The organism is Agromyces sp. Soil535 (assembly GCF_001428255.1).
GTDB lineage: Bacteria > Actinomycetota > Actinomycetes > Actinomycetales > Microbacteriaceae > Agromyces.
This window is the reverse complement of record NZ_LMRW01000025.1, coordinates 134697-154282: the sequence shown is the minus strand read 5'-3', so window position 1 is coordinate 154282 and position 19586 is coordinate 134697. Positions and strand designations below refer to the sequence as shown.

Below are 19586 nucleotides of genomic sequence, written 5' to 3'. Positions count from 1 at the left end.
GGGTCGGCCTACGGCATCTGCCGGTCCTCCCAGACCTGCGGGTAACCGGGCAGGTCCTCGCCGCCGAACTTCGCATAGTGGCCGTCGGGCATGTTCTCGTTGAGCGCGAGGTACTCGTCGACCTCCTCCGCGGGGATCGGCTCCTGCGGGAGCACCCACTCCTTGGGCACCTGCTGGCCCGCGAAGATCATCTGCGCGGCGAGCAGCGGGGTGCGCCACTGGAAGTTCGAGTACACCGGCGCGAGGCCCGTGAGCCCGGTCTCCTTCCACTTGCGGAGGAAGCTCATCTCGTCCTCGCCGGTCATCACCGGGTAGTCGACGCCGGCGTCCTCGAACGCCTCGATGGCCGCGACGGCGCCGTCACCGGCATCCATCCACACGCCCTGCACATCGCCCTTGGCGAGCTCGTCGGAGATGATCTTCTTGATCTCGGCGGGGTCGGCTCCCGTGAAGTAGTCGACCGCGTCGATGCCGGCCTCGTCGAACAGCTTCTCGGCGGCCGCCCAGCGCTGCTCGAGCACGTCCACACCCGGCAGGATGCGAAGCGCCACGACCTTGTCGCCCTCCTCGAGCTCCTCGATGAGGAACTCCGCCGTGTCGATGCCCCACGCGAATCCCCCGATCGGGTGGATGAACGTGGTCGGGCAGTCGGTCTCCACGCCACGGTCGAACACGATGACCGGCTTGCCGGTCTCGCATGCACGCTCGACGGCCGGGGTCATCGCCGCCGTGGAGTTCGGCGAGATGATGAAGACGTCGCAGTTGCCCTCCTCGATGAAGTAGTCGATGTCGGCGATCTGCGTGTCATCCGAGTCCTGCGCGTCGCGGGTCTCCATCTCGGAGATGGCGCCGGCCTCCTGCAGCACCTGGAGCTGCTGGTTCATCGTGATCCAGCCGGTCTGGCGCCACGGGTTGGAGATGGAGGCGTTGGCGAAGCACGCCTTCTTCGCTCCCGTGCTCGCATACTGCGAGGTGTCGACGAACTCGGCGTTGATGTACTGCAGCCACGGCTGGTCCTCCGGGCCTTCCGGCACGACGTCGCGCTCGGCGTCCTGCTTGTCGTAGAGCTCCTGGTCGAACCACTCGACCGCTTCCTCGGTGGCGGCGTCCTCCGTCGGCGCGGTCACGTTGGGGTCGGTGGTACAGCCTGCGAGCGTGATCAGCGCGAGAGCGCCGACCATGGCGGATGCAACAGTGAACCTGCGTCGCATCACGAACCTCCCTTGGTTTCGTTGTCAGCCCTCTGCGTCGAGGGAATGTGTGCAGGGCGAGCGGGATCCGGTGACGGATCGGGCTCCTTCGCCACCGGTGCCGGCGAAGTGTCGTTCGTCGGAGCTGGCCCCGGCGAGGTCTCGAGTGCGCGGCCGCGTCGGCGCGCGCGGATGGTGGTCGCCGCGTAGGCGACGGCGAGGATGATGATCACGCCCTGCACCGCGTCGCGGTACGTCGAGGGCACGCCCGCGAAGTTCAGCAGCGTGAAGAGGGCCTCGAGGGCGAACGCGCCAGCGGCCGCCGCCACGACCCAGCCGCGCCCGCCGCCGAGCACCACGCCGCCGAGCACGACCGCGGTGATGGCGGTGAACTCGTACCCCCGGCCGACGCTCGGGTGCACGCCCGCGTAGCCGACGAGCAGCACGCCGGCGAGCGTCGCCGAGAGGGCGGAGATGATGAACGTCGAGGTCTTCACCCACCAGCTGCGGGTGCCCGAGTAGCGGGCGGTCATCGCGTTGTCGCCGAGGGCGATGATCGTGCGCCCGAACGGCCGCCGGGCGAACCAGATCGCCACGGCGAGCACGATCACGAGGACCAGCACCGACCACGGCAGGATCTCGATCACCGGCAGGTCGCGGATGCCGCCCCTGCCGATCTCGCGGAACGAGTCGGCCGGGTTGCCGGTGGCCGCCCCGCCCGTCCAGTACAGGGTGGCGCCGAGCAGCGCGAGCATCATGCCGAGGGTGGCGATGAAGCTCGGCACCTTGAGCAGGGTCACGATGAGGCCGTTCACGAGGCCGATGAACGCGCCGAAGGCGAGCATGAGCGCCAGCACGGGCAGCGACTTCGCGTCGTCCTGGCCGATGAGGTTGCCCGCGATCACGACCTGCGCGGTGACCACCGAGCCCATCGAGAGGTCGAACTCGCCGCCGACGATCACGAAGTACTGGCCGATCGCGACGATCGCCACGGGCGACACGCGCTGCACGAAGCGGATGAGCTGGCCGGGCTCGGCGAACGACGGGTTCAGCAGCGCGATCGCCACGAGCAGCACGATCAGCAGCAGGAAGACGGCCCCTCGCGGGCTCACGAGCATGCGGCCGAGGTCGGCGAGCCGGCGGCCGAGGCTCGGCCGGTCGGATGACACGGCGCTCATGCCGAGGCCTCCTTCTCGTGTGCGGCATCCGGCGTCGTCGTGCCGGTCGCCCCCGTCGTGAACCTGGGCCTGCGCCGGTCGAGCGACCGGCTCGTGTAGATCGCCACGGCCGCGACGATGACGATGCCGCGCACGACGTCCTTCAGGAACGGGTTCACCTGCATGACGCTCATCACGTTGTCGACGACGGCGAAGATCGCGACGCCGCCGATGGTGCCCCAGATCGAGCCGCGCCCGCCCATGAGCAGGGTGCCGCCCAGCACCACCGCCGCGATCGAGAGCAGGTCGTAGCCGCCCTGGATGCCGACGGTCGGGCTGCCCACGCCGAGACGGCTCGCGAGCAGCAGGCCTGCCAGCGCCGCGGTGATCGAGCACAGCACGTGCGCGAGGATCAGGGGGCGTGCGGTGCGGATGCCCGAGAGGCGCGCCACCTGTTCGTTGCCGCCGACCGCGAACATGTGGTTGCCGACGCGGGTGCGGGCGAGGAAGAGCGCCGCGGCGAGCGCCACGAGCAGCATGATCATCGTCGACACCGGCACCGGGCCGATGCCGGTCGCGCCGATGACCTGGAACGCCCATGGCACCTCGCCGCTCGTGCCCTTGTAGTTGGTGTCAAGGTAGCCCTTGATGATGAGGCCGGTGCCGAGGGTCGCGATGAAGCCGTTGACCTTCAGCTTCGTGACAATCAGCCCGTTGGCCAGCCCGATGACCGCGGCGGTGGCGAGCACCGCGAGCACCGCGATCGGGATGTTCGCCGGGTTGCCGGCCATCAGGTCGGCGGCGATGAGGCTCGACAGGCTCACGACGTAGGGCACCGACAGGTCGAGCGACGCGCACAGGATGACGAGGGTCTGGCCGATCGCGACGAACCCGAGCACGCTCATCCCGGTGAGGATGTCGCGGATGTTGCCGGGGCTGAAGAAGTTGCGTCCGACGCTCGCCACCAGCACCGCGCCGATCACGATCACCGCCACGAGCGCGATGCCCACGATGAGGGTCGCGTCGAGCCGCCGGCGACGGGAGCGGCGGGCCGGCGCCGCGGTGGTCGCGGTCATCGGTCGTCCTCCTCGTCGGTGTCGGCATCCGTCGCGGCATCTGTGACCGCCTCGCCGACCGCGGCGACGCTGCCGGATGCCTCGTGCCCGGCCTCGCCGACGCGGAGCATGCCCGTGGCGGCCGAGAGGATCGTGGCCTCGTCGCTCATGGCGGGGAGCTCGGCCGACGCGCGGCCGTCGTGCATCACGACGATGCGATCGGACATGCCGATCACCTCGGGCAGCTCCGACGAGATCATGAGGATGGCGACGCCGTCCTTCGCGAGGCGGCGCATGAGCGTGTACACGGCGACCTTCGCACCGACGTCGATGCCGCGGGTCGGCTCGTCGAGGAGCACGACTCGCGGCTTGGTGGCGAGCCACTTGGCGAGCACCACCTTCTGCTGGTTGCCGCCGGAGAGGTACTGCACCTCCTGGTCGAGCCCGCGCGAGGCGACCTCGAGCGAGGAGAGCACCCCGGGCAGCTCCCGGCGCACCTCGCCCGTGCGGCGGGCGAACACCGAGCGGATGACGAGCAGCGCGTTGTCGGCGACCGACTGGTTGAGCGCGAGCCCCTGGGCCTTGCGGTCCTCGGTGATGAGCGCGATTCCGGCCTTCACCGCCTGCCGCGGGCTGGTCATGTGCACGGGCCGGCCCTTCAGCAGCAGCTCGCCGCGCGTGAACGGCACGATGCCGAACAGCGCCTCGACGAGCTCGGTGCGCCCCGATCCCTGCAGCCCCGCGACGCCGACGATCTCGCCGGCGCGGAGTTCGAGGTCGATGCCGTCGACGTACGCGTTGCCGGCGCCGTGGAGCACGAGCCGCGGCTCGCCGAGCTCGGTGCCCTCCTCGGCCCCTGGGAAGTATGCGGAGATCGGGCGGCCCACCATCCGCCGCACGAGTTCGTCGGTGTCGAGCTCCGAGGCGGGCCCGCTCGAGACGAGCGCCCCGTCCTTCAATACCGTGATCGTGTCGCAGAGATCGAAGATCTCCTTCAGGCGGTGCGAGACGTAGAGGATCGCCACGCCGCGCGCCTGGAGGCGACGCACGATCGCATAGAGCAGCTCGACCTCGTGGTCGGCGAGCGCCGCCGTGGGTTCGTCCATCTGGATCACGCGCGCGTCGACCGAGAGCGCCTTCACGATCTCGACGATCTGCTGCTCGGCGACGGTGAGGGTGCGCACCGGGGCATCCGGGTCGACGCCCTCGATGCCGAGCTCGTCGAGCAGGGCCCGCGTCTCCCGGACCATCGCCTTGCGGTCCACGAACCCGCCGCGCTTGGGCTCGCGCCCGAGGAAGACGTTCTGCGCGACCGTGCGCTCGGGGAGCAGGTTGAACTCCTGGAACACGGTCGCGAGGCCGGCCCGCGCGGCCTCGACCGGGTGCGTGAAGGCGACCTCGTTGCCGCCGAGCGTGACCGTTCCCGCGTCGCGGTCGTAGACCCCCGCGAGGATCTTCATGAACGTGGACTTGCCCGCGCCGTTCTCGCCGACGAGGCCGTGCACCTCGCCCGGTCGCAGCGTGAGGCCCACTCCCCGCAGCACCGTGACGCCGAAGAACGACTTCTCGAGCCCCTCGGCCACGAGCACCGGCTCGGCCTCGGTCACGCCTCCGCGGCCGGCTGCGGCCTCGGCCACCGAGTCGTAGCCGGCGCTCATTCGGCCACCTCCACCCAGGCGCCGGATGCCGCGGAGGCGAGCACGGCCTCGGTGACGCGCACTGCACGCAGCCCGTCGTCGAACCGCGGAAGCCCCTCGGGGCTCACCCCGCCGATCGCGGCATAGGCATCGGCGACGAACGCGTTGAAGGCGTCCTGATAGCCCATCGGATGCCCCGCAGGCACGAGCGCGAGCCGTGCGGCGTCGGGCGCGAGGCGGCCGGCGTCGCGGTCGATGACGCTCGCCCCGTCAGCCCGCCCGACCCACAGCTGCTCGGGACGCTCCTGCTCGAACCGCACGGTCGCGTCGGTGCCCGACAGCTCGATCGAGAGGGCGTTCTTGTGCCCCGGCGCCACCTGCGACACGAGCAGGGTGCCGACCGCACCGGAGCCGAGCTGCACCACGACCGCGACGAGGTCCTCGGTGGCGATGTCGACGTTGGTGGCGCGGCGCTCGTAGACCGTGCGAGTGGAGGCGTTCAGCCGCACGATCCGGTCGCCCGAGACGAACTCCACGAGGTCGACGAGGTGCGACCCGATGTCGGCGAATGCGCGTGACGGCCCGCCGAGCGACGCGTCGACGCGCCAGTCGTCGTCGTGCGGGGTGGCGAGCCAGTCCTGCAGGTAGGCGCCGTGCACGCTGACGAGTCGCCCGATGTCGCCGTGTGCGATCCGCGCCCGCGCCTCGCGCGCCATCGGGTGGAACCGGTAGACGAAGGGCACGGCGGCGACGAGGCCGCGCTCCGCGGCGAGGTCGGCGAGCGCCGCGGCATCCGCGACGGAGGTGGCCAGGGGCTTCTCGCAGATGACGTGCTTCCCGGCCTCGAGCGCGGCACGCGCGATCGGCGCGTGCGTGGCGTTCGGGGTGCAGACGTGGATGACGTCGATGTCGGGATCGGCGACGAGCGCCTCCACCGAGTCGAACGCGGCGTCGAGGCCCAGCCGGCCGACGGCATCGCGTGCGCTTCGTGCCGACGACGACGCACCTCCCGCGAGCTCGGCCCGTGCGGCGCGAGCGGCTCGGGAGTGCACGGCGGCCATGAAGCCCCCGCCGACGAAGCCGGCGCGGAGCGTGCGGGCCGGGGCGATGACGTCCGTTGTCATGCTGGCCATGCTGACACAGCTCTGCCAACTTATGCTAGTCCCTCGACAAAAGATGTCGCTGTCGTGACAGCTTCGTTATCGACGCATGCGTGAAGAGGGTGTGCTTTACTCAGTGCATGGTCGACATCAGTCGGGGATCGGCCCTCGGCATCTCGGGGGCGAGCGAGCTGTTCCAGCTGCTCCGCGACGGCGTGCCGCGCACACGGGCATCGCTCGCGCTGGCGACCGGGCTGGCGCGTTCGACGGTCGCCGCCCGCGTCGACGAGCTCATGCGCCTCGGCCTGGTCACCCCGGTGTCGGATGCCGCCTCCACGGGCGGCCGTCCGCCGTCGCAGTTCGCGTTGAACCCCGCCGCGCGCATCGTGCTGGCCGCGGACCTCGGCGCCTCGCACGCGTCGCTCGCGGTCACCGACCTCGCCGGGTCGGTGCTCGCGCAACGCCGCGAGCGCATGGACATCGCGCAGGGCCCCGAGGCCGTGCTCGGCTGGATGGTCGACGCGGCCCTCGCGCTCATCGCCGAACTCGGGCGAGACCGCCGCGACCTGGTCGCGATCGGGATCGGCGTGCCGGGACCGGTCGAGCACTCCACCGGGCGGCCCGTGAATCCGCCCATCATGCCCGGGTGGAATCGCTTCGACGTGCCGGGATGGGTGCAACAGCACCTCGAGGTCCCGGTGCTCGTCGACAACGACGTGAACATCATGGCGCTCGGAGAGCGCGCGCTCGCCTGGCCGCATGTCGAGCACCTCGTGTTCGTGAAGGTGGCGACGGGCATCGGCTCGGGCATCATCTCGGGAGGGTTGCTGCAGCGCGGCGCCCAGGGCATCGCGGGCGACATCGGGCACGTGCGGGTCGCGCGGGGCGCCGACGTGCCCTGCCACTGCGGCAACCGCGGATGCCTCGAGGCACTCGCGTCGGGTCCCGCCATCGCACGGGCACTCCGCGAGCAGGGCGTCGATGTGCGCACGGGCGGGGAGGTGGTCGACCTCGTCAAGCGCGGCGACCTCGATGCCATCCAGGCGGTGCGCCAGGCGGGCCGCGACATCGGCGAAGTGCTCACGGCGTGCGTGAGCCTCATCAACCCCTCCGTGATCGCGATCGGCGGCTCGATGGCCAGGGCCGGGGAACACCTCATCGCCGGCGTGCGCGAGGTCGTCTACACGCGCTCGATGCCGCTCGCCACCGAGCACCTGGCCATCGTGCAGTCGGCCGCCGCCGAGAACGCCGCCGTGCTGGGCGCCGCGATGCTCGCCATCCACCACGCGCTCTCCCCCGAGGGCATCGATGCGCTCGCCGCCCGCTGAAACAGCGGACGCGTACGCGGGTTTCTCGCGCTCCCGGTCGTTCGCCAGGCGGTTCTGACGGGCGCGCGACTTCGAGCGGGTCCGCAGGGGACGAGCGGGGGTACCGTGATGGAGTGACCGACACTCCCTTCGCGCTGTTCGACCTCGAGTCGGTCGCTCCGCGCGTCGCAGCGGAGCTTCGGGCGTCCCCGCTCCCGCACGAGCTGCGGATCGTGGCCGATTCGAACGACCGGGTTGCGTGGTTGCGTGCGCGCTCCCAGGGCATCACCGCGACGGATGCGGCGAAACTCTCGTCGCGGGCGGCGGTGCGATCGGCGGCGTGGGAGAAGCTGCACGGCACGCTCCGCGGCTTCGGCGGCAGCCGGTTCACCGATCACGGCCGGCAGCGCGAGCCCGTGATCGCAGAGTGGGTGCGGAGCACACACGGCATCGAGCCGTCGACGCTGCTGTTCCACGCGGCATCCGACCGGCGGCACCTGGCGACGCCCGACGGGCTCCGGGTCGCGGCCGACGGAACCCCAGAGCTCTGCGAGATCAAGACCACGTCACGCACCTGGCGCGGCATCCCGCGCGGCTACCTTCGGCAGGTGTGGTGGCAGCAGTACGTGCTCGGCGCCGAGCGCACGCTCGTGGTGTGGGAGCAGCACGAGGACTTCGTGCCCATCGGCGACGAGCCGCGCTGCCGGTGGGTCGACCGCGACGACGACCAGATCGCGATCCTCGTCCGGCTCGCCGAGGAGGTCCTGCTCGCACTGCGCCCCGACGACCCGGCGAGGGCGGTCTACCGCCCCGGAGCGCTCGCGTGACGACAGTGCTGCTGCACGGGCTCGGCGCCGACCGCCGACAGCCCCTCGGTATCTTCGAGCCCGTCGTGCAGGCCGTGGCGGGCGCCGACGAGCTCATCGTCGCACCCGACGTGCGCGCGCACGGCGGGTTCCTGGCGGTCGGCGAACCGGCCGACTTCGCGATCGACCGCCTCGCCGCCGAGGTGTGCGAGCAGGTGCCCGCGGCCCTCGCGGAGGCGGGTCGCGGCCACCCCGAGGCATCCGACCCGATCACGATCATCGGCATCTCGATGGGCGCGGCGCTCGCGCTGCGCATCGCGCTCGACGGCCTGCTGCCGGTGCGCCGCGCCGTCTTCGTGCGGCCCGCGTTCGACGACCGATCGCTGCCGGAGAACCTCCGGCCCTTCCCCGTCATCGGCCAGATCCTCGCCGAGGCCGGGCCGGCCGGCGCGTCGGAGTTCCGGGAGCGGGCGATCTTCCAGGAGGTCGCCGCGGCCTCGCCCGCCGGCGGGCGAGCGCTCCTCTCGCAGTTCCAAGCGCCGGATGCCGCGCGCCGGGCCATGCGCCTCGTCGAGATCCCGCGCAACCGTGCGTTCGCGGACGACGCCGAGCTCGCGGAGCTCCCCGACCGGGACATCCGCTCGCTCGTCGTCGGCGCGCCGCGCGACCCGGTGCACCCCTTCGCCATCGCGGAGCGCTGGGCCGGGGGCCTGCGGACGATGTTCGAGCTGCTGCCCCCACGCGACGACGGCCAGGCGGCGCAGACGGCGGTGCTGCGGGAGCGCGTCGGTCGCTGGCTGCAGCGCGACTGAGCCCAGACTCAGGCCCTGACGGCGCCCTCGCGCTCATCGCGCTCGCCGGAGACGGAGACGTGGGCGGATGGCGTCGGCTCCTCGGGCTCGTGCGGCCATGGGGTGCGGCTGAGCGCGATGATGCCGGCTCCGACGAGCAGGATGAACGAGGCGATGGCGATGACGTACACGGCGACGGCACCGTAGCCCGCCGGCTGCGCGGGGTTCAGGAACGGGTACGGGTACCACCCGATGAGCGCGCCGCGGATCATCGAGTAGATCACCCATGCGATCGGGAAGATCGCGATGGTCCAGAGCCGGCGCCACTCGACGTGCCTGCGGCCGGGCGCGAGCACCCAGTCGACGACGAGGTAGAGCGGCGCCCACAGGTGCAGGATCTCGTTCGACCATGGCACCGTCGTGGCCTGGTCGAGGGAGATCTCGCGCAGCAACAGGTTGTAGACGACCAGCGTCGTGGCCATGTAGGTGACCGCGCAGGCACGCACGAGGTTGTAGGAGTACGTATCCGCGGACCGCGTGAATGCATACCACGCGCCGACGAGCAGCACGATCGCCGCGACGGCATTCGAGAGGATCGTGAAGAAGCTGAAGAAGTTGACGACGAAGGCCACCCGATCGGGCACCATCGACCAGCTCTGTGCGAACTGCCCCACGATCGCGACGATGATCGCCGCCGCCGCCAGCACCCGCAGGACCCCGAACAGCCGCCTCATGGAAATCCCCGTTCCCGCCGCATCCGCCCGCTCCGAGACGCTCTGCGTGCAGCATAGTGGTGCGTGGGGATTGCGACGGGAGGAAGTGCCGATGACGGAGACGATGCAGGCGCTCGTGATCGATCGCACCGGGGATGCCGACGAGCTGCACCTGGCCGAGGTGCCGCGTCCGATCCGGGTGAGCGACGAGGTGCTCGTGCGGGTGGTGGTCGCAGGGGTGAACCCGATCGACGTCAAGACCCGGGCAGGACGCGGAGTGGCGGCGGCGATCGGCTCGTTCCCCGCCGTGCTCGGCAACGACTTCGCCGGCATCGTCGAGACCGTGCCCTACGCGTCGCACCCACTGCACCCCGGGGACCGCGTCTACGGCATGGGCCGCGTGCCGCGGGTCGGCGGCAGCTATGCCGAGGCCATCTCCGTGTCGTCGATGAGCCTCGCACCGATGCCCTCGTCACTCGGATTCGTCGACGCGGCGGCAGTGCCGCTGGCCGCCCTCACGGCGTGGGGCGCCGTGGTCGACACCGCCCGCGCCCACGAGGGGCAGCGCATGCTCATCCACGCGGGGGGCGGCGGGGTCGGCCACTTCGCGGTGCAGCTCGCGACGTACTTCGGTGCCGAGGTCACCGCGACGTGCTCGGCACCGAACGTGGAGTTCGTGCGCTCCCTCGGTGCGCGACACGTCGTCGACTACGGGTCGGCGCGCTTCGAGCAGGTCGTCGGCGAGCAGGACGTCGTGATCGATCTCGTCGGCAACGCGACGGATGACACCGGCACCCGCTCCCTCGACGTGCTGCGCCGGCGCGGGCTCATCGTGAGCGTGCCGACCGGGTCGTGGCCCACCATGGCCGAGGAGGCGTCGGCCCGCGGCATCCGTGCGACCGGCTACTCGGTGTCGCCCGATGCCCGCACCCTCGCGGTCATCACACGGCTCATCGACGACGGCTCCGTGCGCGTGCACGTCGAGCGCGAACTGCCGCTTGCCGAAGGCGCCGAGGCGCACCGGCTGCTCGAGACGGGGCACGTGCGAGGCAAGGTGGTGCTGCGGGTCGCGCCCGACCCCGAGTAGCACGACCGCCGAGGAAGCGGATGCCGCGGCATCCGCCGGCCTCAGCCCGCGCGCGACTCGAGCAGCGCGCTGCCGAGCTCGCTGCGGAGGTACAGCACGCTGCGACCGTAGCGCGTGCTGACGAGCAGGCCCGCGTCGCGGAGCACGCGCAGGTGCTGGTTGACGGCCGACGCGGTGACGCCCAGGCGAACGCCGAGCTCGGTCGACGACGCCGGGTCGCCGAGCGCTGCGAGCAGGCTCGCCCGGGTCTCGCCGAGCACCGCGGCCACCGCCGCGGGATTCGCGACCTGCTCCGCCTCCCAGAGCGCGCCCTGGCCGCGGGCCGAGTACATGATCATGGGCGGGCCGTCGCCGACTGGCGCCGACGCGCGCCGCGTGAACATCGTCGGCACGAGGGTGAGGCCGTTGCCGTCGATCGCCTGCACGCGGTCGGTCGGATCGGCGAGGCGCACGATCACGACGCCGTGGTCGTACTCGACGCGCGATGAGAGGCCGTTCAGCATCGTGGCCACGCCCGACTGGGCGATCTGCCTTCCGCGATAGACGACGTCGGCCTCCAGCACCGCACGCATACGCGGCCAGTACGGCTCGAAGCAGGTGTCCCACAGCTGGCGGAGCGCACGCACGATGCGGCGGAGCGCGGCGCTCGTGGAGCCCGCGAACACGTCGGGCACGCGTCCGTGCACGGCGACGAGGTCGCCGCGGAAGACCTCGGCGGGCGTCGCGAGCAGCACGTCGAGCTCCTCGTCGAGGCGCGTGAGCGGCGAGCTCGGGCGCGGGTTCAGGAAGTCGGGCGTCCACATGCGCTCGTCGATGAGGCCCGAGAGGGTCGCCAGGTCGAGGCGGGCGCGGGCCTCCTCGGTGCGGCGCAGCCAGCCGAGCTGCAGCGGGAACCGGGCTGGTTCGCGGATCGCCCGCAGCGAGAGGCCGAGCTCGCACAGCGGGGAGATGCCGAAGCGCACGCTGCCGACGTCGTCCTCGGTGAGCAGGTACCTCAACATGAAGCACAACGCTACATCGATTTCGACGGCCCACCGCGCTCTGGAAGAACAGAACCGTGAGCCCTACCCCCACCCCCGACACCGGCACCCTCCCCATCATCGAACCCCAGCTCGACGCCGCCGCGGCGGCGGTCGAGCAGGCCGCGGCCGCACCGCCCCGCGCCGGACTCCTCCGCCGCATGGTCGACTCGGTCGCCGACCCCGTGCTGCGGATCCTCGTCATCGCGACGCTCATCAGCCGCGTCGGCCGGGGCATCTTCCTGACGGTCACGGTGCTGTACTTCACGCTCATCGTCGGCCTCCCCGCGCACGAGGTCGCCATCGTGCTCGGCGCCGCGAGCGCCGCCGGGGTGCTCTCGTCGCTCGCGGGCGGATGGCTCGCCGACCGCGTGAGCGCACGGCGCCTGCTCGTGGTGCTCTCGGTGATCGACGGCGTCGGGCTCATCTGCTATGTGTTCGCGCACGACTTCGCGAGCGCCCTCGTCATCGCCGTGCTCGTCGGGGCGATCGAGCAGGCCGGGAACTCGACGCGCATGGCGATCATCGCCCGCGCCTTCGACGGCGACCGGCGGGTGCACGCCCGCGCGGTGCTCCGCACGGTCACGAACCTCGCGATCGCCGTCGGCTCCGGCATCGGCGCGCTCGCCCTGCTCGCCGGCACGGCCGACGCCTACCGCTGGATCATCGTCGCCGCCGGCGTGATGTCCCTCGCGGGCGTGACCCAGCTCGTGCGACTGCCGGCGAACGTGGACGCACGGGAGCGGGAGGCGGTCGCGCCCGCGACGACCGTGACGGGGTCGACGGATGTCGCGGCATCCGCTCGCGCTGAGCGGCGCGCGCTGCGCGCCCACTCCCCCTGGCGCGACCCGCGCTACCTCGCCCTCACCGCCCTGACCGCGGTGTTCGGCATGCAGTTCGGCGTGGGCGAGGTGGGTGTGCCGCTCTGGATCGCGAACCACACCTCCGCGCCCGAGGTGCTCGTGGCGGCGGTGCTCATCCTCAACACCGTGATCGTCGTGCTCTTCCAGGTGCCGCTCTCCCGGGGCACGCACGACCTGCGGCGGGCCGGGCGCGTGTCGGCCATCGCCGCCTGGATGATGGCCGGGGCCTGCCTCGTGTATGCCGCGGCGGCGGGACTGCCCGCGGGGTTCGCCGTCGCGGTGATCGTCGCGGCCGCCATCGCCCACGCGTTCGCCGAGGTGCTCTCGCAGGCGGGCGGTTGGGGGTTGAGCTTCGAGCTCGCCGATCCGGTGCGGGCGGGCACCTACCAGGGCGTCTTCTCCATGGGCTACTCGCTCGGCGCGATGGTGGCACCGCTGTTCGTCACCTCGACCGCGCTCACCCTCGGGTTCGGCGGCTGGGCGATCCTCGCGGCGGTGTTCCTCGCGTCGGGACTCGGCACCTGGGCGATCGCGCGGGCTGCGGCACGCTCGGCGTCGCGGCGCCGCGGGCGGCCCATCGCGGCCTCGCTCGCGGCGCGGAGCTAGCCGACGGCAGGCGCGAGCGGCTTCTCGAACCAGTGGTCGGCGTAGACCTCGTCGTTGAACGGCTCGACCTCGACGTAGCCCGCCGCGCGGTACATCGCGATCGCCTCGGTGAGGCTCGCGTTCGTCTCAAGCGTGACGGATGCCGCGCCGTGGTCGCGTGCGGCCTGCTCGAGCGCGACGAGGATGCGCCGCCCCACGCCCATGCCGCGCACGGCGTCGTCGACCCACATGCGCTTGATGTACGCCGGCGCGTCGTCGTGGAACAGCACCGCGCCGCATCCGATCGCCCGCCCGTGCAGGCGCGCGAGCACGAAGAGTCCCGACGGCTCGGCGAACTCGTGCGTGTCGGGATGCAGGCTCCGCCCCGGGTCGAACCCGCCCGGGAATCGCCGGGCGAGCTCGGCGTAGTACGCCGCAAGGCACCGGCGCGCGTCGTCGGACGCGGCATCCGCGGGCTCGACCTGCACGAGCCCGGCCTCGAGGAGGCGCATCACCGTGCCCATCGCGTCGACGAGGCGGGCCCGCTGCCCGTCGCTGAGCGGTGCGAGCACGGATGCCGCGAGCTCGTCGCTTCGGCGGTCGAGCTCGGCGCGCTCCGCGCGCCCGGCCGCGGTCGGCTGCACGGTCCGCACCCGCGAGTCGGCGGCCGAGCCGACGACGGTCACGAGCCCCTCGCGTTCGAGCGAGCGCAGGAGCCGGCTGAGGTAGCCCGAGTCGAGCTCCAGCCGCTCGCGGATGGCGCGCACGTCGACGCCGTCGCCCGAGACCTCCCAGAGCACGCGGGAGCTGCCGAGCGAGCGGTCGCTGCCGAGGTAGTGGTCCTGGAGCGCACCGATGCGGCTCGTCACCGTGCGGTTGAAGGCGCGCACCGTGTCGACAGCCTCGCGCTCGGGCTCGTTCGACATATCTCTGACTTTAGTCAGGGAAATGCGGCGATGCAATGTGACCGCGGCGGCCTTCTCGCCGGAGCGATCGGCGAAGGCGTGCCTCCCGCCTCCGGCCCGCCGATGCCCTCCGCAGCGTCGGCTGAAACCGCCACGGCAACTCCGACCTTTGCCGACTCCGGCACTGATGCTATTTCGGCATCAGTGCCGGTGCCGGGCAAGACACCCGTCACGTCGGTACCGCTATCGCGGTCGATCAGCCGAGCGGTCGCTCGAGCACCCAGTCGTCCTCCTCGCGGTCGCCGAGGCGGAAGCGCTTCCGACCCACCTTCGCGAATCCGTGCTTCTCGTAGAAGCGGATGGCGCGCGCGTTCTCCTTGTTCACGCCGAGCCACGCAGAGGCCGCGCCCGTCGTCGCGGCCGCCTCGAGCGTCGCCGCCATCAGCGGACCGGCGACGACGCCCGTGCCGTGGGTGAGTGCGCGGGTGTAGAACTTGCTGAGCTCGACGGCCGGTCGCGCCGACACCGCCGCCGCGGCATCCGCATCGCCCGGCTCACCGGCGATGAGCATCGAGTAGCCGACGAAACGGCCGCCCGGTTCCTCCGCCACGAGCAGCGTGCGATGCGCGTCGCCGAGGTACCCGGCCATGCGATCGACCGTGAAGTTGGCGGCGATGAACGCGGCGATCGCCTCGGCGGTGGTGGACGGCGGACAGGCGAGCGGGAACGTCTCCGCGGCGAGCTCGGCGAGCGCCGCGGCATCCGCTGCTCCCGCGACGCGGATCGAGATGTCTGACACGGTCACCGATTCTTCCAGAGCGGGCGTGCGCTCCGGTGGGATGATCGGCGCATGGATGCTGCACGTGAAGCCCGATCGAACGACGGCCGCTCCTTCACCGTCGGCGACGCCGGTGGGACGAGCTTCGTGGCGGGGTCGCTCGTCATCGTCACCGGTGACGGTGAACGGCAGCTCGCGCTCGTCGAGGATCGCTCGGACGAACAGCCGGCGAGCCTGCGCGGCCGGCTCATCGGCGTGCTCACGGACGCCGGGCTCGACACCGCCCGCAGCCTTCCGTTCGACACGGGCACCCTGGAGGAGGTCGACGTCGCGACCATCGAGACGCTTCACGAGACCACGGGAGCGCTCCTCGAGGTCGGCTCGAACCTCACTCAGCCCGGCGGGCCGGCGAAGCTCCTCCCGCACCGCTTCAATCGGCACACGTTCTGGTGCGGGCAGAGCGGCTCCGGCAAGACCTATGCGCTCGGCGTGGTGCTCGAGCAGCTCATCGCCCACACTGCACTCCCGGTGGTGATCTTCGATCCCAACTCCGACTTCGTGAGGCTCGGCGAGCTGAACCCCGATGCGACCGGTCCGACCGCGGAGGCGCTCGCGCAGCGCGACATCCGGGTGCTGCGTGCCCGCGGCGAGGGCGACTCCGCCCTCCGGGCCCGGTTCATCGACCTGCGCCTGCCGTCGAAGGCCGCCGTGCTGCGGCTCGACCCGGTCGTCGATCGCGATGAGTACAACCGGCTCGTGCACCTCGAGGAGTTGATGCGCGCCGGCGAGCTCGCCCAGATCATGCCGATGCTACGGGAGCGGACCCAGACCGGCGACGAGGCGCATCCGCTCGCCGAGCGCATCGAGAACCTCGGCGTGCTCGACTGGGAGGTGTGGGCGGCCGGCGCCACCGCCGTCACCGACGTGGTGGCCGAGCGGCCGGATGCCACGGTGCTCGACCTCGGCGGCTTCTCGACGCCGGAGCAGCAGCTCGTCGTCGCGCTGTCGCTGCTCGACGACCTCTGGGAGCGGCGCGAGGAGCGGCGTCCTGTGCTGCTCGTGATCGACGAAGCGCACAACCTGTGCTCGCCCCGGCTCGACTCCCCGCTCGCGGTCGCCGTGCGCGAGCGGATCGTGCAGATCGCCGCCGAGGGTCGCAAGTTCGGCCTCTGGCTCCTGCTGTCGACGCAGCGGCCGTCGAAGGTGCATCCGGGGATCATCTCGCAGTGCGACAACCTCGCCCTCATGAAGATGACCTCGCCGGTCGACCTCGCGGAGCTCGGCACCTACTTCGGCTACGCGCCCACGTCGCTGCTCGCGAGGTCGCCGTGGTTCCGCCAGGGCGAGGCGCTGTTCGCGGGCGGCTTCGTGCCGACGCCCTCGCTCGTGAAGATGAACGCCCGGCTCACGCCCGAGGGCGGCAGCGACGTCGGCGTGCCGCTGCGCTGAGCACGGATGCCGCGGAGGAACGTTCCTCCGCGGCATCCGTGCTCGGCCCTTCGATCAGAGGAACCGGGCGTAGGCCCCCACAGTCAGGAAGGTGGGGAACTCCGGCTCGAGCGCGACGGTGCGGAACACCGAGATGGCGTCGTCGAAGCGGTCGCCCTCGAAGCGCGGCAGCTCGGCGACGGCTGCCGCCATGATCCGCACGATCGACGTCTGGTCGATACGCGTACCCTCGGCGGTGACGGTGTTGTCGTGCAGCCACTGCCACACCTGCGAGCGCGAGATCTCGGCGGTCGCGGCGTCCTCCATCAGGTTGTCGATGGCGGCCGCGCCCGTGCCCCGCAGCCACGACTCGAGGTAGCGGATCGCGATCGAGATGTTGTCGTGCACGCCGGCCTCCGTGACCTCGCCGCCGATCGACGGGATGTCGAGCAGCTGCGCCGCCGTCACCTCCACGTCGTCGCGCAGGCGGTCGACCTGGTTGGGCCGGTCGCCGAGCACGGTGTCGAACTCCGCTCGCGCGGTGGGGATCAGGTCGGGGTGGGCCACCCACGTGCCGTCGAAGCCGTCGCCCGCCTCGCGGCGCTTGTCGGCGGCGACCGCGGCGAGCGCCCGCTCGGTGACCTCTGCATCGCGACGGTTCGGGATGAACGCGCTCATGCCGCCGATGGCATGCGCGCCCCGCTTGTGGCAGGTCGCGACGAGCAGCTCGGTGTAGGCCCGCATGAACGGCACCGTCATCGTGATCGACTTGCGGTCGGGCATGACCCATCGGCGGCCACGGGAGCGGAACGTCTTCACGATCGAGAAGATGTAGTCCCAGCGGCCGGCGTTGAGGCCGGCGCAGTGCTCGCGCAGCTCGTAGAGGATCTCGTCCATCTGGAACGCGGCCTGGATGGTCTCGATGAGCACGGTCGCCCGCACGGTGCCCCGTGGGATGCCGAGCGCCTCCTGTGCGAAGACGAAGATGTCGTTCCACAGCTTCGCCTCGCGGTGCGATTCGAGCTTCGGCAGGTAGAAGTACGGGCCGCGGCCAGCGTCGATGAGGCGCTGCGCGTTGTGGAAGAAGTACAGCCCGAAGTCGACGAGCGATCCCGACGCGTGCATCGCGCGCCCCGCTCGGTCGTGGAACCTCAGGTGCTTCTCCACGAGGTGCCAGCCGCGCGGGCGCATCACGATCGTGGGCGTCTCGCCCGCGGTGACGCGGTACTCCTTGCCCTCGGGGCTCGTGTACTCGAGGTTCCCGCGCACGAAGTCGAAGAGCGTCAGCTGGCCCTCGATCACGTTCGGCCAGGTGGGGCTCGTGGCGTCCTCCTGGTCGGCCAGCCATACCTTCGCGCCGGAGTTCAGCGCGTTGATGGCCATCTTCCGGTCGGTCGGGCCGGTGATCTCGACGCGTCGGTCGTCGAGGCCGGGAGCGGCGCCCGCGACCCGCCACGACGGGTCGTTGCGGATCCACTCGGTCTCAGGCAGGAACTTCGGGTCGCGGCCGTTCGCCGCGTCGACCCGGGTCTGCAGGCGCACGGCGAGCAGCTCGTGCCGGGTGTGCGCGAAGCGATCGTGCAGCTCCGCGAGGAACGCGAGCGCCTCTGGCGTGAGGATCTCGCCATACCGGCCGGGGAGCTCAGTGCGCTCCCCGAGCGGGGACGTCACCTCGATGCGAGGCTGGTACGTCTGGAAGCTGCCGGTGGCGGGCTTGGGCTCTGCGCGGGGGCCGGATGCCGCGGCATCCGTTCGCTCTCGCTCGAGCGTCATGCTGGGTGTGGTGTTCATGGTCTTCTCCTCGGAGTTCGGAACCCGCGAGCGGGTCAGTGGTTGAACTGTTCTTCCTCGGTCGATCCGACGAGGGCGAGGGTTGCGCTGTTGGGGTTCAGCGCGGTGGCGATCTGGTCGAAGTAGCCGGTGCCGACCTCGCGCTGGTGGCGCGTGGCGGTGTATCCGGATGCCTCCGAGGCGAATTCGGCCTCCTGGAGTTCGACGTAGGCGCTCATGTGCCGCTCGCTGTAGTCCTTGGCGAGCGTGAACATGGAGTGGTTGAGGGCGTGGAAGCCCGCGAGGGTGATGAACTGGAATGCGTAGCCCATCGACGCCAGCTCGCGCTGGAACTTCGCGATCTGGTCGTCGTCGAGGTGGCGCTTCCAGTTGAACGACGGCGAGCAGTTGTAGCTCAGGCGCTTGCCCGGGAACTTCTCGTGCACGGCCTCCGCGAAGCGGCGCGCGAGGTCGAGGTCGGGCTCGGCCGACTCGACCCAGAGCAGGTCGGCGTACTCGGCGTAGGCGAGGCCGCGGGCGATGACCGGCTCGATGCCGTTCTGCACCTCGTAGAAGCCCTCGGCGGTGCGCTCTCCCGTGACGAACGGCCGGTCGCGCTCGTCGTGGTCGCTCGTGAGCAGCGTTGCGGCGAGCGCGTCGGTGCGGGCGATGATGATCGACGGCACGCCGGCGACATCCGCTGCGAGCCGTGCCGCGTTGATGGTGCGGATGTGCTGGCTCGTCGGCACCAGCACCTTGCCGCCCATGTGGCCGCACTTCTTCTCGCTCGCGAGCTGGTCCTCCCAGTGCACGCCGGCCGCGCCCGCCTCGATCATCTGGCCCATGAGCTCGTAGGCGTTGAGCGGGCCGCCGAAGCCGGCCTCGGCGTCGGCGACGATGGGCGCCATCCAGTCGCGGTCGTCGGTGCCCTGCTCGATCTGGCCGGCGCGCAGCAGCGCGTTGTTGATGCGGCGCACGACCGCGGGCACCGAGTTGGCAGGGTAGAGCGACTGGTCGGGATAGGTCTGGCCGCTGAGGTTCGCGTCGGCCGCGACCTGCCAGCCGCTGAGGTAGATCGCCTTCAGGCCAGCGCGCACCTGCTGCACGGCCTGGTTGCCGGTGAGGGCGCCGAGTGCGGCCGACCACTGCGGGTCCTCCTGGGGCGCGAAGGCGGTGCCGGTGTTCCGCTGGATGTCCTGCCAGAGCTTCTCCGCGCCGCGCTTGGCGAGCGTGCGCTCCTCGCGGACCGGGCCGCGGAGGGCGACGACGTCCTCGGCGGTGTAGTCGCGGCTTACGTCGCTCCAGCGGGGGTTCGCGTCCCACTCGAGCTGCAGCTCGGCAGCGGTCTGGGTCTGGTCGCCGGGGCGGTTCGTGGTGCTCATGGTGTCCTCCGTT

17 protein-coding genes are annotated in these 19586 nt (G+C 71.4%); 6 read left to right on the top strand and 11 right to left on the bottom strand.

What is annotated here, in order from left to right:
• Window positions 1-8: 8 nt before the first annotated feature.
• Genes ASG80_RS17850 through ASG80_RS17830 form a run of 5 tightly spaced genes read right to left on the bottom strand, consistent with a single transcriptional unit; the run spans window position 9 to window position 6163 of the window.
• On the bottom strand, window positions 9-1211 hold the full coding sequence (locus ASG80_RS17850; RefSeq protein WP_056733183.1) for a substrate-binding domain-containing protein: 1203 nt from the start codon (window positions 1209-1211) through the stop codon (window positions 9-11).
• Complete coding sequence (locus ASG80_RS17845; protein ID WP_082590604.1) at window positions 1211-2368, bottom strand: ABC transporter permease; 1158 nt, start codon at window positions 2366-2368, stop codon at window positions 1211-1213. The genes ASG80_RS17850 and ASG80_RS17845 overlap by 1 nt, the downstream gene beginning before the upstream one ends.
• A complete protein-coding gene (locus ASG80_RS17840; RefSeq protein ID WP_056733181.1) occupies window positions 2365-3423 on the bottom strand; it encodes an ABC transporter permease in 1059 nt (352 codons plus the stop codon). The genes ASG80_RS17845 and ASG80_RS17840 overlap by 4 nt, the downstream gene beginning before the upstream one ends.
• Entirely contained in the window at window positions 3420-5060 is a 1641-nt protein-coding gene (locus ASG80_RS17835) for a sugar ABC transporter ATP-binding protein (RefSeq protein ID WP_082590602.1), read from the bottom strand. The genes ASG80_RS17840 and ASG80_RS17835 overlap by 4 nt, the downstream gene beginning before the upstream one ends.
• Window positions 5057-6163 (bottom strand): Gfo/Idh/MocA family protein, encoded by a 1107-nt coding sequence (locus ASG80_RS17830; protein ID WP_056733433.1) that lies wholly within the window; start codon window positions 6161-6163, stop codon window positions 5057-5059. Before ASG80_RS17830 ends, ASG80_RS17835 begins: the two co-directional genes overlap by 4 nt.
• A 116-nt stretch (window positions 6164-6279) precedes the next feature.
• Between ASG80_RS17830 and ASG80_RS17825 the strand changes: the two genes are divergently transcribed.
• From ASG80_RS17825 to ASG80_RS17815, 3 genes are all read left to right on the top strand, one after another.
• Window positions 6280-7467: an ROK family transcriptional regulator gene (locus ASG80_RS17825; protein WP_156401932.1), complete on the top strand. Its 1188-nt coding sequence runs from the start codon at window positions 6280-6282 to the stop codon at window positions 7465-7467.
• A gap of 113 nt (window positions 7468-7580) precedes the next feature.
• A complete protein-coding gene (locus ASG80_RS17820) occupies window positions 7581-8273 on the top strand; it encodes a YqaJ viral recombinase family protein (RefSeq protein ID WP_082590600.1) in 693 nt (230 codons plus the stop codon).
• Window positions 8270-9064, top strand: a complete 795-nt coding sequence (locus tag ASG80_RS17815; RefSeq protein WP_056733179.1) for an alpha/beta fold hydrolase — start codon at window positions 8270-8272, stop codon at window positions 9062-9064. Before ASG80_RS17820 ends, ASG80_RS17815 begins: the two co-directional genes overlap by 4 nt.
• Before the next feature lie 8 nt (window positions 9065-9072).
• Here the strand turns inward: ASG80_RS17815 and ASG80_RS17810 are convergent, their stop codons facing one another.
• Complete coding sequence (locus tag ASG80_RS17810; protein ID WP_056733176.1) at window positions 9073-9777, bottom strand: Pr6Pr family membrane protein; 705 nt, start codon at window positions 9775-9777, stop codon at window positions 9073-9075.
• A gap of 91 nt (window positions 9778-9868) precedes the next feature.
• Here ASG80_RS17810 and ASG80_RS17805 point away from each other — a divergent pair, with 91 nt between their 5' ends.
• Entirely contained in the window at window positions 9869-10843 is a 975-nt protein-coding gene (locus ASG80_RS17805) for an NADP-dependent oxidoreductase (RefSeq protein WP_056733174.1), read from the top strand.
• A 41-nt stretch (window positions 10844-10884) separates the two neighbouring features.
• Here ASG80_RS17805 and ASG80_RS17800 read toward each other — a convergent pair whose 3' ends face one another.
• On the bottom strand, window positions 10885-11844 hold the full coding sequence (locus ASG80_RS17800) for a DUF5937 family protein (protein ID WP_056733172.1): 960 nt from the start codon (window positions 11842-11844) through the stop codon (window positions 10885-10887).
• A gap of 56 nt (window positions 11845-11900) precedes the next feature.
• Between ASG80_RS17800 and ASG80_RS17795 the strand changes: the two genes are divergently transcribed.
• Window positions 11901-13331 carry an MFS transporter gene (locus ASG80_RS17795; protein WP_235508382.1) on the top strand — a complete coding sequence of 477 codons (1431 nt, stop codon included), beginning with the start codon at window positions 11901-11903 and terminating at the stop codon, window positions 13329-13331.
• Here ASG80_RS17795 and ASG80_RS17790 read toward each other — a convergent pair.
• Entirely contained in the window at window positions 13328-14236 is a 909-nt protein-coding gene (locus ASG80_RS17790; protein ID WP_056733170.1) for a helix-turn-helix domain-containing GNAT family N-acetyltransferase, read from the bottom strand. The genes ASG80_RS17795 and ASG80_RS17790 overlap by 4 nt on opposite strands.
• A gap of 235 nt (window positions 14237-14471) precedes the next feature.
• Window positions 14472-15014, bottom strand: coding sequence for a GNAT family N-acetyltransferase (locus ASG80_RS17785; protein ID WP_056733423.1), 543 nt, complete (start codon window positions 15012-15014; stop codon window positions 14472-14474).
• Between the two features lie 51 nt (window positions 15015-15065).
• Between ASG80_RS17785 and ASG80_RS17780 the strand changes: the two genes are divergently transcribed.
• On the top strand, window positions 15066-16442 hold the full coding sequence (locus ASG80_RS17780) for an ATP-binding protein (protein WP_082590598.1): 1377 nt from the start codon (window positions 15066-15068) through the stop codon (window positions 16440-16442).
• A 54-nt stretch (window positions 16443-16496) separates the two neighbouring features.
• On the opposite strand, the gene aceB is transcribed toward ASG80_RS17780, so the two are convergent.
• Window positions 16497-18212, bottom strand: coding sequence for a malate synthase A (gene aceB, locus ASG80_RS17775; RefSeq protein ID WP_235508381.1), 1716 nt, complete (start codon window positions 18210-18212; stop codon window positions 16497-16499).
• Window positions 18213-18247: 35 nt separating this feature from the next.
• Window positions 18248-19573, bottom strand: a complete 1326-nt coding sequence (aceA, locus tag ASG80_RS17770; protein WP_056733169.1) for an isocitrate lyase — start codon at window positions 19571-19573, stop codon at window positions 18248-18250.
• Window positions 19574-19586: the final 13 nt, after the last annotated feature.